Here is an 18,730-nt window from a genome sequence, read left to right as displayed (position 1 = left end):
GCCATGGCGTCGCCGCGCATCATCATGAAGCTGACCGTGACCGCCGCCCGCAAGGAGCCGGGCGACGTGCTGGTCATCGACCTGAAACACCCACGCAAACCTGTGCTGCCGGCGTTCGAAGCGGGTTCTCACGTCGACGTCCATCTGCCTGAAGGGAAGGTGCGTCAGTATTCACTTTGCGGCGACCCGACCGAGCTTGGCCGCTACACCATCGCGGTGAAGCGCGAGAATGACGGCCGTGGCGGCTCGGCGTGGATCCACGAAACCATTGCCGTCGGCTCCACACTGCCTGTCTCCGCGCCACGCAACCATTTTGCGCTCAAGCCAGGCGAGGGGCCGACTTTGCTGCTGGCAGGGGGAATCGGGATCACCCCGATTCTGGCCATGGCGCGCGCGCTCACCCGGCAGGCCAAGCCCGTCGAGTTGCACTATTTCACCCGCGGCCGGGCGCTCACGCCACTCTTGGAGGTGATCGAGGACGATCTTCCTGGCGGCAATGTTCGGTTCCATTTCGACGACGAGCCGGCGACCCGCCAGGACATCGCCGCGCTGCTGGCGAACCGTTCGGACGACGCGCAGACATACTACTGCGGACCGCCTGGCTTCATGGCGGTTGTGGGGCGCGCGGCTCAACACTGGCCCGAGGGTACTGTTCATTTCGAAACTTTCCAGCCTCCCGAGTTTGATGGCGCGCCACCGGAACCATTCGTCATAGAACTGGCTGAGGGCAGGGTGGTTGAGGTTTCGGCTGAGACCACGGCACTGGCCGCCTTGCGTGCGGCCGGTGTGCCGTTGATGGCCTCGTGTGAGAACGGGGTGTGCGGGACCTGCGAATGCGCAATGCTGGCGGGACAGCCGATCCATCGGGATGCCGTCCTGTCCAAGGAGGCACGCGGCCACCGCTTCATCCCCTGCGTGTCGCGCGCGACAGGTGTGTTGAAACTCGATCTTTGACCATTTGGGCGGGGGTCCTGTGAGACCGGCAGCTGATTTGCGGGAAACTGAATGACGAGGAAACTGGAATATCTGAACGAGATCGAGCGCTGCGTCTCCTGGCTCGCAGCCTGGACGATCCACCACGCCAACCACGTCCGCGAGGGCGATGAGATCAAGGTCGGGGGGCATCAGGCCTCGTCCGCGTCGCTGAGTACCATCATGACCGCGCTCTACGGTTCGGTCCTGCGCCCGCAGGATCGGGTGGCGGTCAAACCCCATGCGGCGCCGATCTTCCATGCACTTCAGTATCTGGCGGGCAACCAGACCCACGAAAAGCTCATGAACTTCCGCGGCTACAAGGGCGCGCAGAGCTACCCTTCGCGGACGAAGGATGTCGACGATGTCGACTTCTCGACCGGGTCGGTGGGTCTCGGCGTTGCTCAGACGCTGTTCTCGTCGCTGGTGCAGGACTACGTCTCGGGTCACGGCTGGATGAAGGAGCGTGCCGAGGGCCGAATGGTCAGCCTGATCGGCGACGCCGAGATGGATGAGGGCAACATCTACGAGGCCCTGATCGAAGGCTGGAAGCACGGGCTCAGGAACTGCTGGTGGGTGGTCGACTACAATCGCCAGTCGCTCGACGCCGTGATCCGGGAGGGCCTCTGGCAGCGTTTCGAGCAGATTTTTCGCAACTTCGGCTGGGACGTGATGGTCCTGCGCCACGGCGCTCTGCAAGAGGCTGCCTTTGCCGAGCCGGGGGGCGAGAAGCTGCTCGAGTGGATAGAGCGCTGTCCGAACCAGCTCTATTCGGCGCTGACCTTCCAAGGGGGTGCTGCCTGGCGCAAGCGGCTGCTCGACGAGATCGGAGACCAAGGGCCGGTCACCACTCTGATCGAACGCCGCTCCGACGACGAGTTGCAGGCGTTGATGACGAACCTTGGCGGGCATGACATGCCGAGCCTCCTCGAAGCCTTCGAGGCGGCGTCCAGGCATGACCGTCCCGTCTGCTTCATCTGTTACACCATCAAGGGCTACGGTCTGCCGCTTGCCGGACACAAGGACAACCACGCGGGGCAGATGACGCCCACGCAGATGGAAGACTACCGCCTGCAAATGGGCGTAAAGCGGGGTGAGGAGTGGGACAAATGGGCGGCCGCCACCTTGCCGGAAGCGGAACTTGACGCCTTCTTCGCAAAGGCGCCGTTCTTCAGTGAGGGGCATAGGAGGCTGTCTGCGCCGTCGGTGCCGGTGCCTGAAACCCTTCCGTCACCGGGGCAGCCCGGCAAGCCGCTCTCGACCCAGATGGGGTTCGGCCAGATCCTGAACGACATCGCACGCGAGCGCAGTCTGCTTGCCGACCGCATTGTCACCACCTCGCCCGATGTGACGGTCTCGACCAATCTCGGTGGCTGGGTCAACCGGCGCGGCCTTTTCGCCCGGGAGACCATGGCGGACACCTTCAAGGCCGAACGCATTCCGTCGACCTTTACCTGGGAATTTGGGCCGAAGGGGCAGCACCTCGAGCTCGGGATCGCCGAGTCGAACCTGATGATCATGCTCGGGGCACTCGGTCTCTCGCACTCGATCAATGGCGTGCGCCTGCTGCCGATCGGGACAGTCTATGATCCCTTCATCTACCGATCGGCCGACCAGCTAAACTACGCCTGCTATCAGGATGCGCGCTTCATGCTGGTCGCAACGCCCTCGGGCGTGACGCTAGCGCCCGAGGGCGGAGCACACCAGTCGATCGGCACCCCATTGATCGGCATGGCGCAGGATGGGCTTTGCGCCTTCGAACCGGCCTTCGTCGACGAACTGTCCGTGATCATGCGCTTTGCCTTCGATTACATGCAACGTAATGGCGAGGGGGATCCGGATGAGACGACGTGGCTGCGTGATCAGACCGGAGGATCGGTCTATCTTCGCCTGTCAACCCGGCCGCTCGAGCAGCCGCTGCGCGAGATGAACCCGGCGCTCGCGCGGGACATCGTCAATGGCGCCTATTGGCTGCGTCCGCCTGGGCCCAACGCGAGTGTCGTCATTGCTTATCAAGGCGTCGTCGCGCCGGAGGCGATTGCCGCGACGGGTCTTCTGGCGGAGGACCGGCGCGATGTCGGGCTGCTCGCGATCACCTCCGCGGACCGGCTTAATGCGGGCTGGCAGGCGGCGGAACGTGCCCGGCAGCGTGGCGCGATTGGCGCCCTGAGTCATATCGAGCGGCTGCTCGCGCCGCTATCGCGTGACTGCGGCATCGTCACCGTGATCGACGGCCACCCGGCGACGCTCGCGTGGCTCGGTGGGGTTAACGGGCATCGCGTGAAGGCGCTCGGGGTCGAGCAGTTCGGCCAGACGGGGACTATTGCGGACCTATACCGTCACCACGGCCTGGACACGAACGCCATCGTACATGCGGCGCAGGCGGTCAGTGCGGGACCGGCTGTTCGCTACCGGAAGGCGCTGCCTTGACCATGAGCGACCGGATGCTCCGTGGCTGGTACGGATCGGCTGTTTCCACGGGCGTTCCGGTTCGCTTCAAAGCGGACAGGGCCGGGACACTGTGGACGTTCTGATCGCCTGAGTAGCTTGTGCGACCCCCAGGGTCACCTGGGAATACGCAGGGAGGCGGCTTCTATTTAGCCTTGCGCCCAATTACGAATTCGATCCAATCCAGTCCGGAGCAAAAGCTCCGCGTCCTCCCGATTTTCGGCTTCGACGTAGCACCGCATTTCCGGGGCATTTCCGGATGGACGCAAATGCAAGACACGCTTATCCGCGAGAGTGATACGAAGTCCGTCAACATCGCTAACCTTGCTTACCACTCCAATCGACCCGACGAAGGCGGCGATGTTAGTTTCCGCTGTACGAAGGTATGTCATGAGGCGAGTGCTGCTTTCGACGGAAAAATTTTCCAAGCGATCCGCCGCCGCCGCCGGCAATTGAAAGGAACTGCCAATCTCCGACAGTGGCTGCCCACTTGTATTAACAAGGGAAAGTGCCGCGAGGATGGGGAGAAAACTGTCGCGTGTAGGTAGCGCTGGCAGTTTAGTTCCGTTCGGGTCAAAGTCCGTGCCGGTCAACAAACCACCGTTTGCTTCGAAACCAACCACGCGCTCGTGACCCGACGCAATCAAATCGAGCATGGCAGCAATAACAAATGGAGATCCAACCTTGGTACGCACGACTTTAAAAGAACCTGCGGTCTCGATACCAGAGTTTGATGTGACCGGCGTGACGACTGCCTTCGCTTGCAGGAAGTTCGCCGTAATCAGGCCTAACAAATCACCGCGAAGGGGGTCTCCGTGGTCGTCAGCTACCAGTGGGCGGTCACCATCGCCATCTGCCGAGACGACCGCATCAAGCCGATGCTCTTTGGCCCAGAGCTTGAACTGTTGAGCAGTCTCGTCAGAGACCGCTTCAGTGTCGACAGGAATGAAATCTTCCGAACGTCCCAGGGTTACGACCGTCGCACAGTGATATGAGAGAATGTCAACCAAGAGATCGCGCGCGACTGTGCTGTGCTGATATACGCCCACCGTTAAGCCCTTTAGAGCATTAATCTCCATAAGCTTTCGATTGCGCGCCATGAAAAAGGCCTTGCATTCGGCCTCCCGGTGCTGCCGACGTGCAACAGCACCTTCAAGGACGTATCCGCGCTTCTCCAACTGCAAGGCGATGCGCGTTATCTCCCGCTCATCACCCTTGTCGATCTCACCGTCGGGTCGATAGAATTTTATTCCATTACGGTCGGCCGGAATGTGCGAGCCTGTGATCATCAAACAACCACTCTTACGCGCCTGAGCATACAGTGCCAGGGCAGGGGTGGGGACTGCGCCGCAATCGACTACGATGAAGCCGAGCGCAGACAGTGCCGCCGCACAGACGGCGGCGATGGCCGGACTCGAGGCGCGAAAGTCGCGCCCTATGAGTATCTCGTCGCCAATTCTGGCCAGGCCGGATTCCAGCAGGAATGTCGCGAATGCCGTTGCATATAGGGCAGAGGCGGCTCCTGCCAATTCTGTCGCCAAGCCCCGTAATCCACTTGTTCCGAATTTCATACCAAATCCGACGTTGCTAACCGGGTTTTGAAGGTAACATGCTCAAACCTTGGCTCGTCCGGAATGCCCATCGACAGATCCCTCGGACGAGAACAAGAAGTACATTCGGTTACCGTAGACGCGTTCGGTTATCGAGGGTTACCCTTGTGAGGATTGACGCAGTCGGCGTCGGCGTGGGCAGCGCACCGTGACCTTCACGGCGACGAGGTTGGAGCGGATGGGGTCCGGGTCCGGCAGGGCTCCTCGCGGCTGGCTCACATGAGCGCTATCGCCATCGAGTGATTGTCTCAGTCTACATTAGCTCTGGGTCCCGAAAGCGCGTACAGGCCTGAGACGCAGCAAATCCTCTTATCTATCGCCGTTCGGTGTAGCTCCCGTTCAGAAATGCATGATAGACACTCTCGATGCCTTCCATGAGAGTGATCTTTGCTGCCCATCCCAAAGTGCGCAGCTTGTCGACGCTCATCAGCTTTCGCGGTGTACCGTCAGGTCTAGAGTGATCATGCGCGATCTCCCCAGTAAATCCGACTACACGGCAGATCATTCTGGTCAGCTCTAGGATCGTGATGTCCTGTCCGCAGCCGAGATTGACGTGATCATGGTCAGAGTAGTTCTTCAGAAGGAAGACTAATGCGTCGGCGCAGTCGTCGACGTGCATGAATTCCCGACGTGGTGTGCCCGTGCCCCAGATGATGATTTGCTTATCACTTATGAGCTTAGCTTCATGCGCTTTCCGGATCAGCGCTGGGATGACGTGGCTTGAGTGCAAGTCATAATTGTCGCCTGGCCCGTAGAGATTCGTCGGCATAGCGGAGATGTAGTCGCGGCCATATTGCTGGCGATAGGCTTGAGCCATTTTGATGCCGGTGATCTTGGCGACGGCGTAGCATTCGTTGGTGCGCTCTAGTGGCCCGGTCAAAAGCGCGCTTTCAGGAATGGGCTGTGGTGCCATCTTCGGATAGATGCAAGACGAGCCGAGGAAGAGGACGCGGTCGACATTGTTTTCGTGGGCTGCCGCGAAGATATTGGCCTCGATCATCAGATTGTCGTAAAGAAAGTCGACCGGATAGGTGGCGTTCGCGAGAATACCACCTACCTTTGCCGCCGCCATAATGATAGCGTCCGGTTTCATCACTGCCACGAAGTTTTCAACCTCGGTCTGTCGCTTGAGGTCTAGCTCTCCCCGAGGGGCGGCCACAACTTTGCAGTCTTCAGATGCGAGTCGGCGTACAACAGCGCTGCCCACCATACCTTTGTGGCCAGCGACCCACACGGTTTTTCCGTTCAGATCATACATTACGCTTCCTTCATGACTACAGATGTCTGCATGACCTTCAGGTCTTCGCGTACCATTTCCGCAGCAAGCTCGCGCACGGATGTCTCATGCACCCAGCCGAGTTTCTCCTTCGCCTTGGTAGCGTCACCCAGGAGAAGATCGACTTCCGTGGGGCGGAAGTAGCGTGGGTCCACTTGGACTAGGCATCTGCCGCTCGCTACATCATAGCCCTTTTCGCCGACACCCTTGCCACGCCATTCGATCTCGACGCCGATATCTTCGAAAGCCCACTCGACGAATTGGCGGACAGGAGTCGTTTTGCCCGTAGCCAGCACGTAATCATCCGGTTGATCCTGCTGTATCATCATCCACATACCTCGCACGTACTCACGCGCATGGCCCCAATCGCGTTGAGCATCGAGATTGCCGAGATAAAGCTTGTCCTGCTTGCCCAGGTAGATAGCAGCGGCAGCGCGGCTGATCTTGCGCGTCACAAAAGTTTCGCCACGAAGGGGGCTTTCGTGATTAAAAAGAATGCCGTTGGAAGCGTGCATACCATAGCCCTCGCGATAATTGACGACCATCCAGTAGGCGTAGAGCTTGGCGGCGGCGTAAGGGCTGCGCGGATAAAAGGGCGTCGTTTCGTTCTGCGGTACGGACTGCACGAGGCCGTATAGCTCCGAAGTCGAGGCTTGATAGAAGCGGGTCTTGTCCGTCAGACCGAGGAGGCGAATCGCCTCAAGAAGTCGCAATGTACCGATACCGTCCGCGTTTGCTGTGTACTCAGGTGTTTCGAACGACACCTGCACATGGCTCTGAGCAGCCAAGTTGTAAATTTCGTCTGGCTGAGATTCCTGAACCACGCGGATGAGATTAGTCGAATCAGTGAGGTCACCGTAATGCAAGATCAGGCGCGGATCGGATTCGTGCGGGTCTTGGTAGAGGTCTTCGATACGACCCGTGTTGAAGGAAGAGGAACGTCGCTTAATCCCATGAACGATGTAGCCTTTTTTGAGAAGAAGACGGGCAAGATAGGCACCATCCTGTCCAGTTATGCCCGTAATAAGAGCAACTTTTCTGCTATCGCCCATTCTATTCCTGCTCTATTAAAGTTTAAAGTTTCGGCTCCGGCTCGCCACGCCGACACAATGTGCGGCCAGCCCCGTGCGCTATGGAGCACTTCGACAGATGCGGCGCGAAGCTCGTCATTGACAGTCCGCCAGCCGAGCACACCTCTTGCTTGGAGTCACAGCAAAATAGAGTTGCGCCGCTAACCTGTCGGCTTCGTACATGCGGTCTGAGTGCCGCTCAGCTCACGCCGTGAGCGACATGTACTCCCAGCACCTTGCAGCTGATTTGCTCATCCATCAGTGAGTGAGGACGCCTTTCTTTCTTGCTTCAGCGTCTTCTAAAGGGAATTGTTTGGATCAGTGAAATCGATTGTTTGGATAAAGTGCATCCACAGAATGGATGATCTGACTGAGCAGCGGGGGCGCCTCGCCGGCCCGGAGTCGTAGGCGCGAGCTTCCGTTCGGGGCGAGGACAACGTTCGTGGCCGCGAGCCCTCACCACAGCATCCGGCACAGGTCGTGCAGAACTTTGGGAGCAGACTGCAGATTCTGTCGAACAGCTGGTTCCAGGCGCGTCGAGCTGTCGACCTCATCTCGCCCGGTACCGGTTGCTGTATGCAGCCTTGCACCCTTGGCGTATGGCGTCGACGGAACGATTTGCTCCGGCAGGCAGTGTCGCAGCGTTTCCCGGCTGTTTCGGCTCTATTGGCCGGGCCCGCGTCAGCCGAGCCCCTTCATCATGGCATCCAACACATGGATGGCCGGCATCCACTCAATAGATTTTACATATGCCGGGGAGGCCCAGTAGAGAAGGCTGAACCGGAAGCGAGGGCATCGGCTTCAAGCTGTGCGAGCATCACGGGATTAGTGGGCAGTGCTGAGTGAGCTCTTCTGCCCTATGGCCCGGCCTCTGCCAAGCGCCCGGCGTCAGGGTCTACGTGTCGACTAAGGATACCAAACCGGGCAACCTCCTCTCTGAACGAGATTTCCGAAAATGCATGTTAGTGGATTGGAAAAGCGCCGGTTCGTCGTCTCTCGGAGGCGTACGGGGTTCGGTGATTGTCTGTGGTCATTGGCGGCCGCTTGGCGCTACGCGCAGCGGTCGGGACGAACTCTAGTCATCGACTGGCGGGGGGCCTGCTACCTCGACCAACCCTTCACAAATGCGTTTGCGGTGTTCTTCCAGCCGATCAATGACATCGCTGGCGTGCCGGCTATTTCCGACGACCGGATCAACGACGTTTCCTTCCCTGGTCCATTCTTCCCGGAGTGGTGGAACAGGCCGGCGATCGAGTGCCTTTACCGGCCAGATGGCCAGATTTTCCAAGAGCGCGATGAGTTGGGCGAGCTCTTTCAGGCCGAACACGATGTCGAAGCGAACACAGTAGTGTGTGACGCTTGTCTGATGTGGCGGTGCGATGAGGATGCAGAGCGGCAGGTGTTCCAGAGTGTCCAGCCTCGGCCAGAAATTCAAGCCCGCATAGATGCCATTTATCAGGAATGTTTTGAGGGGCACAGTATCATCGGGATTCATGTTCGGCACGGTAACGGTGAAGACATCATGGAGCATGCGCCCTACTGGGCCGATCCGGAGCTCGCCGTTCGGCAAGTGTGCGCTGCAATTGACAAGGCTAAGGCGTTACCGCACCCCAGGCCTGTGCGGCTGTTCTTATGCACGGACAGCGCGCGGATACTGGATCTTCTGTCGGCCAGGTTTCCCGATCTGCTCACTGTCCCGAAGCACTTCGGATCCAATCAAGGTGGCCCCTTACACACTGCAGCACTCGGGATTGACGGCGGAATTTCCGCCCTCGTTGAGATGTATCTTCTCGGGCGCTGCGATACCGTAATTCGGTTTCCCCCAACGAGCGCCTTTACACGATATGCACGCCTTTTCGCACCACGGGTAATTGAATTCGATCTGAAAGAGCCAAGTCGTTTGACTTTGATAGAAGGCAGCCAAGTCTCTGATCTCAGTTAAGACCCGCCACCTGCGCAATTCGGCAGACGCAACCAACAGGCATAGTTGAATGCGCATTTCTCACCGACGCCAGTGGAGGCGTCGTACATTACCGATAGCGTCGTCATCTGACGCCGCCTGCAACGCGCCAGAACTTCGCTGTTACGCGGGGGCCGCAGACAAGCCAGAGCGACGGCGATCGTGACGCTGACGCTCGAAAGAACGCGGGCGATCACTCCAGAGACGAAATTGAGGTTGGTTATGAAAGTCATTCCCGTGATCATCAGCGGCGGAGCCGGATCGCGGCTATGGCCCGCCTCAAGGCAATCGCACCCCAAACCTTTCCTCAAAGTAGCGGATGGATATTCTCTCATTCAGCAGACTGTGCTGCGCGCCGCTTCGATAGAAGGTGTCGTGGAACTCGTCGCTGTGACATCCGGGGACCACCTCTTCCTGACCAAGGACGAATTTGACGAACTGGATTCCGTGGTCCTGCCACGCACCTTTCTGCTCGAGCCCGAAGCTCGGGATACGGCCGCCGCCGTGGCTGCAGCCGCGATCCATGCGAGGGCAACGCAAGGCCCTGACGCGATCCTGTGCGTCTTCCCGGCCGATCACCTGATTGGCAACCTGCCTGCGTTTCTAGACGTCATGGGCCTGGCCATGGAACATGCGAAGCTCGGGCGGATCGCCACATTGGGCATCACCCCAACCAGACCGGACACCGCATTCGGCTACATCGAAGCAGATGGTGAGAACGTCGTCCGTTTCGTTGAAAAACCGGATCTGGAGACAGCCAAAGCCTATGTCGCGTCTCAACGCTTCTTCTGGAACGCCGGCATCTTCTGCTTCAGTGCGCAAACCATGCTCGACGAGATGGTTTTGCATTGTCCCGAGGTGCTCCAGGCCGTCGCCGACAGCTATGAGAACGGCCGCGCCAGTCAATGCCAAGGCTTTGCCAAAATCGAACTCGCGCCTGAGCATTTCGGTTCCGCGCCGCGAATCTCGCTCGACCACGCTGTCATGGAGAAGACTAACAGACTTGCCGTGATTCCCTGCGACATGGATTGGAACGACATCGGATCCTGGAACGCAATGGCCGATTTGATCGCCCCCGACGAAAGCGGGAACAGGATACGCGGCGATGTGCACATGGTCGACACGACCGGCACCTATGTGAGCTCCGACAAGCGCGTCATCGGCACGGTGGGCGTAAGCGATCTGGTGATCGTGGATTCCCCGGACGCTTTGCTTGTCACATCCCGCGACCGCGTTCAGGACGTTAAGAAGCTCTTCGAGGGCCTCAAGGCTTCGGGACATGAAGCTCATCTGGTCCATAGCACGGTACACCGGCCCTGGGGTACCTATACGGTTCTGGAGGAAGGCGAGCGCTTCAAGATCAAACGCATCGAGGTGAAGCCCGGTCGCCAGTTGAGCCTGCAGATGCACTATCATCGTTCGGAGCACTGGGTCGTGGTCAGCGGCTCCGCCAAAATCGTCAATGGCGAGCAGGAGCTGTTCCTGGGGACAAACGAATCTACTTACATCCCCTGCGGCCATAAGCATCGGCTCGAGAACCCAGGCAGAATTGACCTGGTTATCATTGAAGTGCAGAGCGGCGATTATCTCGCCGAGGATGATATCGTTCGCTTCGACGACGAATATGGTCGAACGTAGATAACAGTACAAAAAACGTTAAACGGCGAGCCGTCGCTCAAGGATCTCTGTCGTGGGTTCTGGGCCTGACATTGACAAGCAGCGGGCCGAGCGTGTCATAGTATCCGCCCCGCACTCTCATCAGGCACTCGATCGTGGTCGAAAACATCGGTGAGCGCTTGACAGCGCGCCGTCCGCGGTAACGAAGACTTCAGATCTTTTTAGGCGGACCCGTTGCTCAGCTGTTCAACGGCACAGCCGTATTTCAGCCTGTAGGCGGAAATGAAATCCTCATCGCTGCAGATGCAGCGGCCGCTGGAATCTTTGGCTTTCGGATCATGGAGGTGAGAACCAAAGGGGGCGCAGTAGTGCTGGTTGTCCGACTCATCGGAAAACCCGCACTATGCTTGACTAGGTCTGCGGCAAGCATGATCCCGGCAAGCGCTGATTGAAAGGCCATCGGAACCACGGTTCGAACGAGACGACTTCCATCGCTAAGCTGGAACACCAGACCGCCGCAGATAGCCTGCTGATAAAAGGAACGGAGGGGCTGGCCAACAAACGCGGCGAGCGGCCCAAACGGCACAGCCATCGCCGTAGCCACCCGAGCTACGAACTCATTGGGGACCCCGGTATTGGTCTGCAGGAGCGTTTTTACCTCATCGTGTGCTTCCGGCATTCCGAGTTCCTCCGCGACCAGTTGGTGTTCGTCCTTGGATTTCCCGGTCGGCATGTACATGCAGCAAAGGCAAGCCTGGCCGTCATCGAAACCATGCCGCGAGATGCCTAGATCTTGCTCCTGAGTCCAGGCGTTCGCGATCCATCGGGGCAGAGCACCTTGGAGAGCTAGACGGTCGGCGGCGGTGTCAAGCGCCACACCCACTCGGTCGAATACCCAGTCGCCCCGGCGCGCAACATATTCTGCCCACTTCATAGGGTGCGCCTCGACTTCAAGGGCGGTGGACCGAAGGGCGTTGGTTGCAAGGGCCGCCTTAGAGAGGCCGACCTCCGCCTGACCTGCCAACACGTAGCGCTGCAGGTTTGAGAGTTCGATAGCTTCGTGATCAACTACATGCAGGCGCCCCGACAGACCGGATTGCCTCGCCAGCGCCCAGAGCGAGCCATGGCCTATCGCGCCGAGCCCAACGAGGTGCATTTCGCCAATCTTGTTGTAGGTGCACAAAGAGAGGTCGATGTTCTCGTCCAGCTCGGCGCCGGTCAGCTGGGAAGCAAAGATGGTTCGAAAGACGTTGGCCGCGGCGAAGCAGCTTGCGGCGCCAGCTCCAAAGGGCAGCAAGCTCGAGCCAGAGCCCACCGGGTCCGTACGCGACAGCTTTGCCGCCCAACCCTGCGATCCCATGAAAAACGTTGGGCACCGAAGTGATGGGTGCACCGCGCCTGCAGCTACACAGACCGTCGCATACTTGCCGGAACGCCGGATGCTGAATTTTGGATTGATCGACTTTGCCAAGCGCTCGAGCGCTTGGGCTTGAGAGCTCGCGACCATATCCAGGGGGACTATGGCCAGAACCGGATACAGTCTGGCAAGCAACCTGACCGTAAGGTCACGCGTCGCCTGGCCCTCGGCACACAGGCTTGTCGAGGAGCTCGTCGGCGATGTCGAGGGCGCAATTTTAGGGACGCTGCCCTGGAGGGAGAGGAACCGAAATCCAACTCTGTCAACTCTAGCCTCAATTTTGAGAGAGATGCGTGACCATCACTCCACTAGCATTTCCGTCTACCAGAAGCGGACATAGCTGCGTCAACACCCAGGTCACGCGCGACGTGCTATGCTCATAGCTCCGGTGATTCCACGCTAGGAGGAAAAGATACGGAATCATAGGTGAAGGCAAGCTCCAGTAAGTCAGAGAATAAACATGACCAAGCCCATTCGGATCCTCGTACCAGTCGATAGCCAAGACGCCGAAGCGCTTCGCATTGCGCTGGGTTATGCCCAGAAGATCTGTGAGAAATTTGGACCGGAGGTACAGGACATAGTCCTACTAGTACATACCAAGCAACAGCTGGACCACACGGGTCTTTCCCAGTCGTTGGGTGCTGGCCATGTCAAGGCTCTTGCCAAGGGACCGATCTCACTCTCCGGGGGTGGCCGCTTGCATGCTGAAACCATGAAGACATGGCGCTACCCGCCGCGAAAGTCGGTGGTTGTGGTCTACTATGCGGAGCCGCGAATCCTCGATTTTGTCGATGATCTGAATAACATCGCTGGCGTAGTGGTCGTCCCGGACATCCCCGCAGCGGCGGATGGTTGGGTGGCCCGCTGGGGCGCGATCATACACGGCCAGGCGCAACAGGCTCCGCCATCCGCCCTGATCGACGACCCTGTGTTTGTGCGCGCGATTGAAACGCTATCCAGCATGATCAACCTATCGACCGGCCTGGGGCATCCTCGCGACAAGGCGATGGCAAACGAGATCATGCGCATTCTCCGAACCAAGGGACACTCCGACCAATCTGCAAATATCAAGTCTTGGGCTATCCGGCGTGGATGGCGGCCTGACCACGCCGCAGATCTCGAAGCGCTGGCCAGGAAGATATGGGCGCTGAGGGCCAAACCGAGCCTTTCGGGCATCCACGATCCCGAAGGGCGCTACCGGCGCTGGCAGGCTGACTCGTGAATGCGTGTAGAGCCGGTTCGAGGTCATTTGTCATTGTTCAATTCGAAGGCGCCGGACATGAGGCGGTGCGGCACCATCGCATCGTCCCGACCTTGAAGCGGTTGGCAACTGGAAGGCTTTGGCACTCCACCGCAATAGGGTTTGCATCGAGCAGAAATCGGCTTCGGTGTATCCCGCGACTTCCCGGCGTTTTTGCGGTCGGCATGCAACCGAACTTGAGACATCGTCGAGCTTCAGCCTGGTCTGGTTGAAGACATTCTGAAGGGCGCTTCCCATTTTTCTCCGCTGGGACCGCTTCACCTGGAGATAATGTCAAAGAGGGCCTCGGCCGATGGTGATCTCAACGAACAAGCTGAAGCCGCCGCCGTGCACCGACGCAATCGGTTGGCGTAAGATCACACAGGCTGGGCAACTCGGTCGTTATGCACCAGAGGCGATCATCGCTGCCTTCCAATATGCCGGCAGCAAGGATCGGCACCTTCGTGAGGATATGGCTAGCTATCTCTCCAATCTGGCGCAGCGGGTTCTGCGCAAGCGCGTCGGAACCAACAAGATGAATAGCGGCCAGGACATCATCGACGACGTCTACGACGAATTCTTCGCCGCAATCTGCAATCCGAACTGCGCCGACGCCAAAGGATACCGAGAATCCTTCTATGGACGACTGACGTTCCGGCTCAAGGACGCTATCGCCGAGGAGGAGGCGGCGAAGCGGATCCCGCCGCCCGAGGAGAAAAAGCCCGCGGCCCGTAACTCGAACGATGACAGCAAGGCCGACGATGGCGAGATCTCAGGTAAAATGGAATTGAGGCCAGCGCTAGAAGAGAGCGCCGATGGCTTGTTTGAGATCGAGGAACATACTGCGGATGCCGGTGTCAAACGACCAGACCCGGCGTTGCTACAGAACGTTGAGGAGCTCGCCGAGACAATAGATGTGGAGCGGACCCTTGCCCAGATCCCCGATCCGCGCAAACGTCTCGCGTTTCGGCTTCACGTGGATCAGGTTCCCTGCGGTGGGACAAAGGGGACTGTCTCAATCGCGGGGGCTTTAGGAATTGACCGCAAGACGGCAGAACATTGGGTCGCGGAGGTTCGCGCGTTGCTGATCGAGAACGTGAACCAAGTTCGAGCCGTGACGCGGCGCGCAGCGGGAGAATGATAATGGCGAAAACAATGAGCAAGGATCGAGATGATGTCCTATACAGCTTCCATACTGACTGCCCGGCGCCGAGCGCCGCCGACATCATCGAATGGACTAAGCGGTTTCCACAATATGCCGAGGATATTCGTGCGCACGCCGCAATTGCGCGCGACTGGACGGCTCAGGCGGACGTAGATGTTGAGATCGACGAAGTTACCCTCCAGCGTGCTCATAGCCGTGCGCTGAACATAATCTATCGAAGTGCCGAGGCCGACAGTGGAGTGCCCTCCCAGGCGGTCGGCTTTTTCGAACTTTTGAGGCGCGCGGGAACCAGGATTTCGGGTATCGCTACCGAGATCGGGATCGCGCGAGCGGTTGTGGCGGACCTCTTCAATGGCTGGATGCGGCCCCCCGTGGGCGGAAGGCTTTCGCGCGCGGTGATGCATGCGCTGCGTATTGATCAAGCGGCCTTCGACAGAGAAGTTTTGTTTGCGCTCGCCAATCCGCGCATGGGTGAGGCGAAGGCATCCGGGCCACCGCAGGTCTTACAACGTAGCTACAGGGAAATTGTCGAGAGCAGCGGGATGTCGGCAGAGCGAATACATTACTGGCTTGAAGAGGATTAGCTTTTGGATGCCTGGATCGATATTCGGCGGAAAGCCCGTGAGGTTCATCTGGCAGCACTTAAGGGTGCAAATGGCGATCGGAGTGCTGAGGCACTTGTCGCGGGCGCACTCAACGTGGCGGATCTTGAGCTGCGGAGGGTAGCGTTGGCCCCAGGGGTATTGGGTTCCCTCGACAGGGCCGCAGAACTCGTCAACGTCGCACAGGGCCAAGATCCTATCGACGAGCGCGTCGTGATCGCCCATGAACTCGGCCATTTCTATCTGCACTTGGACACTCGCAGCGAAGTGCGTGTGACAGCCCACGCGCTTGGAGGCGACCCGATTGATAGTGGCGCAGGCCGGGTCGAAGGATACGCGCCGACCGAGCGCAAGGAGGTCCAAGCCGACGTTTTTGCAGGCGAGTTCCTTTGCCCCTCGGACTGGTTAAGGACGGAATTTGTCGAAAGACGCCGCCGCCCATCCGAGATCGCCGCTGCGCTCGGACTGCCCGCCGCTCTTGTCAGCAGCCAAATGGCGCGCGCGCTCCTTCTCCCACCGCTCCGACCGCCGCCCCCGCAACGACCCGTCAATGCAGCCGAGCTCGATGATAGCCAACAAGGGGCAGTGCTGTGGGATCAGGGACCGCTGCTACTCGATGCTGGTCCCGGCACCGGCAAGACGCGCACACTGGTGCGCCGCATCGAGCATTTGCTCGCAAACAACGTCATGCCGACCGAATTCCTCGCACTCACTTTTTCGAACCGGGCTGCCGAGGAAATGCGCGAGCGGCTTTCGGCCGCCAATGCGGAAGCATCCATTCAGATGTGGGTGGGAACCTTCCACGCCTTCGGGCTCGAACTCCTCAAGAAGTGGCCCTCAGGCCTTGGCCGCACGCTTCCCTTGAAGGTATTCGACCAGACGGCATCGCTCGCACTCTTGGAAGCCAACCTTGAGAAGCTGGACCTCGTCTACTATCAGAATCTGTACGAGCCTGCCTTTGAGCTCGCGCCGGTCTTGCGCGCGATTTCACGCTGTAAGGATGAGCTGGTCTCGCCGGCTGACTATGCCCGCGCGGCTGTCGATTATAAAGCAACAGCTTCGGATGAGGAGGACCTTGAAGCTGCAGACAAGATGCTGGAGTTCGCCCACATCTATGAAGTCTACGAGGACGCCTTATTGCTGGCGAACGCGGTCGACTTCGGAGATCTCATCAGGCTCGCAATCGATCTCATTCAGAACAACGCGGATGCGCGTGCCTATGTGATGGGCTTCAAACACGTGCTGGTCGACGAATACCAGGACGTCAACTTCGCCAGCGCCAAATTCCTGCAGGCGATCGCCGGCGCCAATCCCAATCTTTGGGTCGTCGCGGATCCACGCCAGTCGATCTATCGTTTCCGCGGCGCGGAGCCGGAGAACGTCGCGCGCTTCGTGCCGGACTTCAAGGGGACGCGCCTGGCCCTCAATACAAATTACCGGTCGACGAAACCTATCGTTGACGCCTTTCAACGCTTCGCCAACGACGGCATGCGCGTAGCCAGCCAATGGAAAGTTGAGCGCCCGGAAGCGGGCAGCATTTCACTCACAGTCGCGCCGACCGTGAGCGACGAGGCTGCTGGCATCCGCGATCAGATAGCGCAGTTTCATGCGAACGGCATTCCGTTCGCGGACCAGGTCATCCTGGCCCGAACGCACTTAACCCTGGCGCGAATTACGGGGCCCCTTGAGGCGATGAACGTGCCACTCCTTTATCTTGGCGACCTCTTTGAGCGCGCTGAGATCCGGGACTTGCTATCCCTCCTCGCGCTTGACGCCGAGCGTGGCGCGGTGGGCCTGGCGCGCGTCGCGGCACTGCCCGAATACGCCGTGTTGCGGGAAGAAGTGCTCACGTTAATCGAGTGGGGCCGCGCAAATGGAGTGTCCGTCTTTGAAGCGCTTGCACGCCTTGCTGAGGTGCCAGGTCTCAGTGGGGCCGGAGGGGCAGGTCTGGCCAGGCTGGCTGGACAGTTAGGGGGTTTGCGCCGCTCTTCACCCTGGACAATGCTCACCACCTGGCTTTTCGAGCGGAGTGACTATCTTCGACCTATTCTCTTGCGCCAGGACCCGGCCGCGCAGCAGCAGCTCATTGCAATCTATCAGTTCTTGAAGGTGGCTGTCGAATTCGCGGCCACTGGCGGGCGAAGCCGGCGACGCTTTCTGGCTCGCGTACGGCGCATCGAGGCGCTCAACGAAGATACGGCGTACAGAGCAATTTCGTCGGAAGCGACCGACATGGACGCGGTCCGCGTCATGACCATTCACGGCAGCAAGGGATTGGAATTTCGCGGCGTGCATTTGCCGGGCCTCGCCACGACGTACATGCCGAGCAACCGCCAAGCCGTGCGCGTTCAGCCGCCGCCTTCTCTCGACCGGCTCGCTATGACGTCGGATGACCACGATCACGAGGAGCAGTCACTATTCTTCGTTGCACTCTCGAGAGCGCGCGATCACCTCGCATTGAGCCGCGCCGAGCGATACACACCTTCCCGAAAATCCAGTCCATCGAAGTTTCTCGCGCTCCTTGCAGGGCTTTCCAGCAGAAACCGTGCGGCAGGGCCAGCGGCCCACGCCAAGCGGGGGCTAGCGCGGGCGACCGCGCCCGCCCTGAGCTATGGGGAAGATGCTCTCGGGGTTTATATCAACTGCCCTGCGCGCTATGGCTACAAGGTGAAGGATGGGCTTCTTGGTGGTCCGGAGAGCTCGGCCTATGTGCGGTTCCACGCCTGTGTCTACGATACGGTCGGCTGGCTTGAGGACCAGCGCGCGGCAGGCACTACGGCTGGGGTCGCGGATACGCTGGCGCACTTCACCGCCGATTGGGCCGAACACGGTCCGATTAAACACCCATTTCAGAAATACTACCGTGCCATCGGGATGCAAATGGTCACGCGTATGGCCGAAGCCGTCATAGGTGAAACTGGTCACTACGACCGGCGGGAATGGTTGGTCAACCTCGATGGCCGCAAGGTTGCGGTTACCCCCGATCGTGTCATCATCGCGACCGACGGCTGCGTGACGATCCAGAGGGTTCGCACCGGCAAGAAGACCAAGTCGGAATCGGACAAGGAAATCTACGCCTTGCTTCGGCTGGGTGCCCGTCAGCTTTATCCCGGCAGGCGGATCACGGTCGAGGCATACTACCTGGGGACCGGTGAACGTATGGTTCCGCCGCTGAAGGATGATGGCAAGCTGCTGGAACGATATTCGGAAGCAATCGCCGGAATCGAGAGTGGCGACTTCGGTCCTAAGACGGGCCGGAGTTGCCCAGGCTGCCCCTACTATTTGACCTGCGGCGGCTAGCCGGCCAGTTCCCATTTTTCCGCGCTCGCGGCGCTTCACTTTCAGAGGGTTTT

12 protein-coding genes are annotated in these 18,730 nt (G+C 59.4%); 8 read left to right on the top strand and 4 right to left on the bottom strand.

The genetic code is table 11. From position 1 onward, the window contains the following. The first annotated feature begins 3 nt into the window (after positions 1–3). Positions 4–954 carry a PDR/VanB family oxidoreductase gene (locus tag NKH73_RS26470; RefSeq protein ID WP_352937342.1) on the top strand — a complete coding sequence of 317 codons (951 nt, stop codon included), beginning with the start codon at positions 4–6 and terminating at the stop codon, positions 952–954. A gap of 51 nt (positions 955–1,005) precedes the next feature. Next, a complete protein-coding gene (locus NKH73_RS26465) occupies positions 1,006–3,402 on the top strand; it encodes a transketolase (RefSeq protein ID WP_352776163.1) in 2,397 nt (798 codons plus the stop codon). A gap of 167 nt (positions 3,403–3,569) precedes the next feature. Here NKH73_RS26465 and NKH73_RS26460 read toward each other — a convergent pair whose 3' ends face one another. The 3 genes from NKH73_RS26460 to gmd form a co-directional block, all read right to left on the bottom strand. Then, positions 3,570–4,991 carry a phosphomannomutase gene (locus NKH73_RS26460; RefSeq protein ID WP_352937341.1) on the bottom strand — a complete coding sequence of 474 codons (1,422 nt, stop codon included), beginning with the start codon at positions 4,989–4,991 and terminating at the stop codon, positions 3,570–3,572. A gap of 352 nt (positions 4,992–5,343) precedes the next feature. Beyond that, the gene (fcl, locus tag NKH73_RS26455; protein ID WP_352937339.1) at positions 5,344–6,288 is read right to left on the bottom strand and encodes a GDP-L-fucose synthase; all 945 of its coding nucleotides are present in this window, start codon (positions 6,286–6,288) and stop codon (positions 5,344–5,346) included. Then, positions 6,288–7,358 carry a GDP-mannose 4,6-dehydratase gene (gene gmd, locus NKH73_RS26450; protein ID WP_023692482.1) on the bottom strand — a complete coding sequence of 357 codons (1,071 nt, stop codon included), beginning with the start codon at positions 7,356–7,358 and terminating at the stop codon, positions 6,288–6,290. Before gmd ends, fcl begins: the two co-directional genes overlap by 1 nt. Positions 7,359–8,331: 973 nt before the next feature. Here gmd and NKH73_RS26445 point away from each other — a divergent pair. Beyond that, a complete protein-coding gene (locus NKH73_RS26445) occupies positions 8,332–9,318 on the top strand; it encodes a nodulation protein NodZ (RefSeq protein WP_352734550.1) in 987 nt (328 codons plus the stop codon). A 240-nt stretch (positions 9,319–9,558) separates the two neighbouring features. Further along, positions 9,559–10,974 carry a mannose-1-phosphate guanylyltransferase/mannose-6-phosphate isomerase gene (locus tag NKH73_RS26440; RefSeq protein WP_352937349.1) on the top strand — a complete coding sequence of 472 codons (1,416 nt, stop codon included), beginning with the start codon at positions 9,559–9,561 and terminating at the stop codon, positions 10,972–10,974. A gap of 244 nt (positions 10,975–11,218) precedes the next feature. Here NKH73_RS26440 and NKH73_RS26435 read toward each other — a convergent pair whose 3' ends face one another. Then, positions 11,219–12,505, bottom strand: coding sequence for an E2 ligase fold family C protein (locus tag NKH73_RS26435; RefSeq protein ID WP_352937337.1), 1,287 nt, complete (start codon positions 12,503–12,505; stop codon positions 11,219–11,221). Between the two features lie 325 nt (positions 12,506–12,830). Here NKH73_RS26435 and NKH73_RS26430 point away from each other — a divergent pair, with 325 nt between their 5' ends. From NKH73_RS26430 to NKH73_RS26415, 4 genes are all read left to right on the top strand, one after another. Next, the gene (locus NKH73_RS26430) at positions 12,831–13,592 is read left to right on the top strand and encodes a DUF1889 family protein (protein WP_023758442.1); all 762 of its coding nucleotides are present in this window, start codon (positions 12,831–12,833) and stop codon (positions 13,590–13,592) included. A 331-nt stretch (positions 13,593–13,923) separates the two neighbouring features. Continuing rightward, a complete protein-coding gene (locus NKH73_RS26425; RefSeq protein ID WP_352734678.1) occupies positions 13,924–14,751 on the top strand; it encodes a hypothetical protein in 828 nt (275 codons plus the stop codon). A gap of 2 nt (positions 14,752–14,753) precedes the next feature. Continuing rightward, a complete protein-coding gene (locus NKH73_RS26420) occupies positions 14,754–15,359 on the top strand; it encodes a hypothetical protein (protein WP_352937334.1) in 606 nt (201 codons plus the stop codon). 3 nt (positions 15,360–15,362) lie between these two features. Then, positions 15,363–18,677: a UvrD-helicase domain-containing protein gene (locus NKH73_RS26415; RefSeq protein ID WP_352937333.1), complete on the top strand. Its 3,315-nt coding sequence runs from the start codon at positions 15,363–15,365 to the stop codon at positions 18,675–18,677. The last annotated feature ends 53 nt before the right edge of the window (positions 18,678–18,730 follow it).

The organism is Mesorhizobium sp. M0938 (assembly GCF_040319125.1).
GTDB lineage: Bacteria > Pseudomonadota > Alphaproteobacteria > Rhizobiales > Rhizobiaceae > Mesorhizobium > Mesorhizobium robiniae.
Note: the sequence above shows the minus strand (reverse complement) of the source record. Positions and strands in the feature narration are given on the sequence as shown.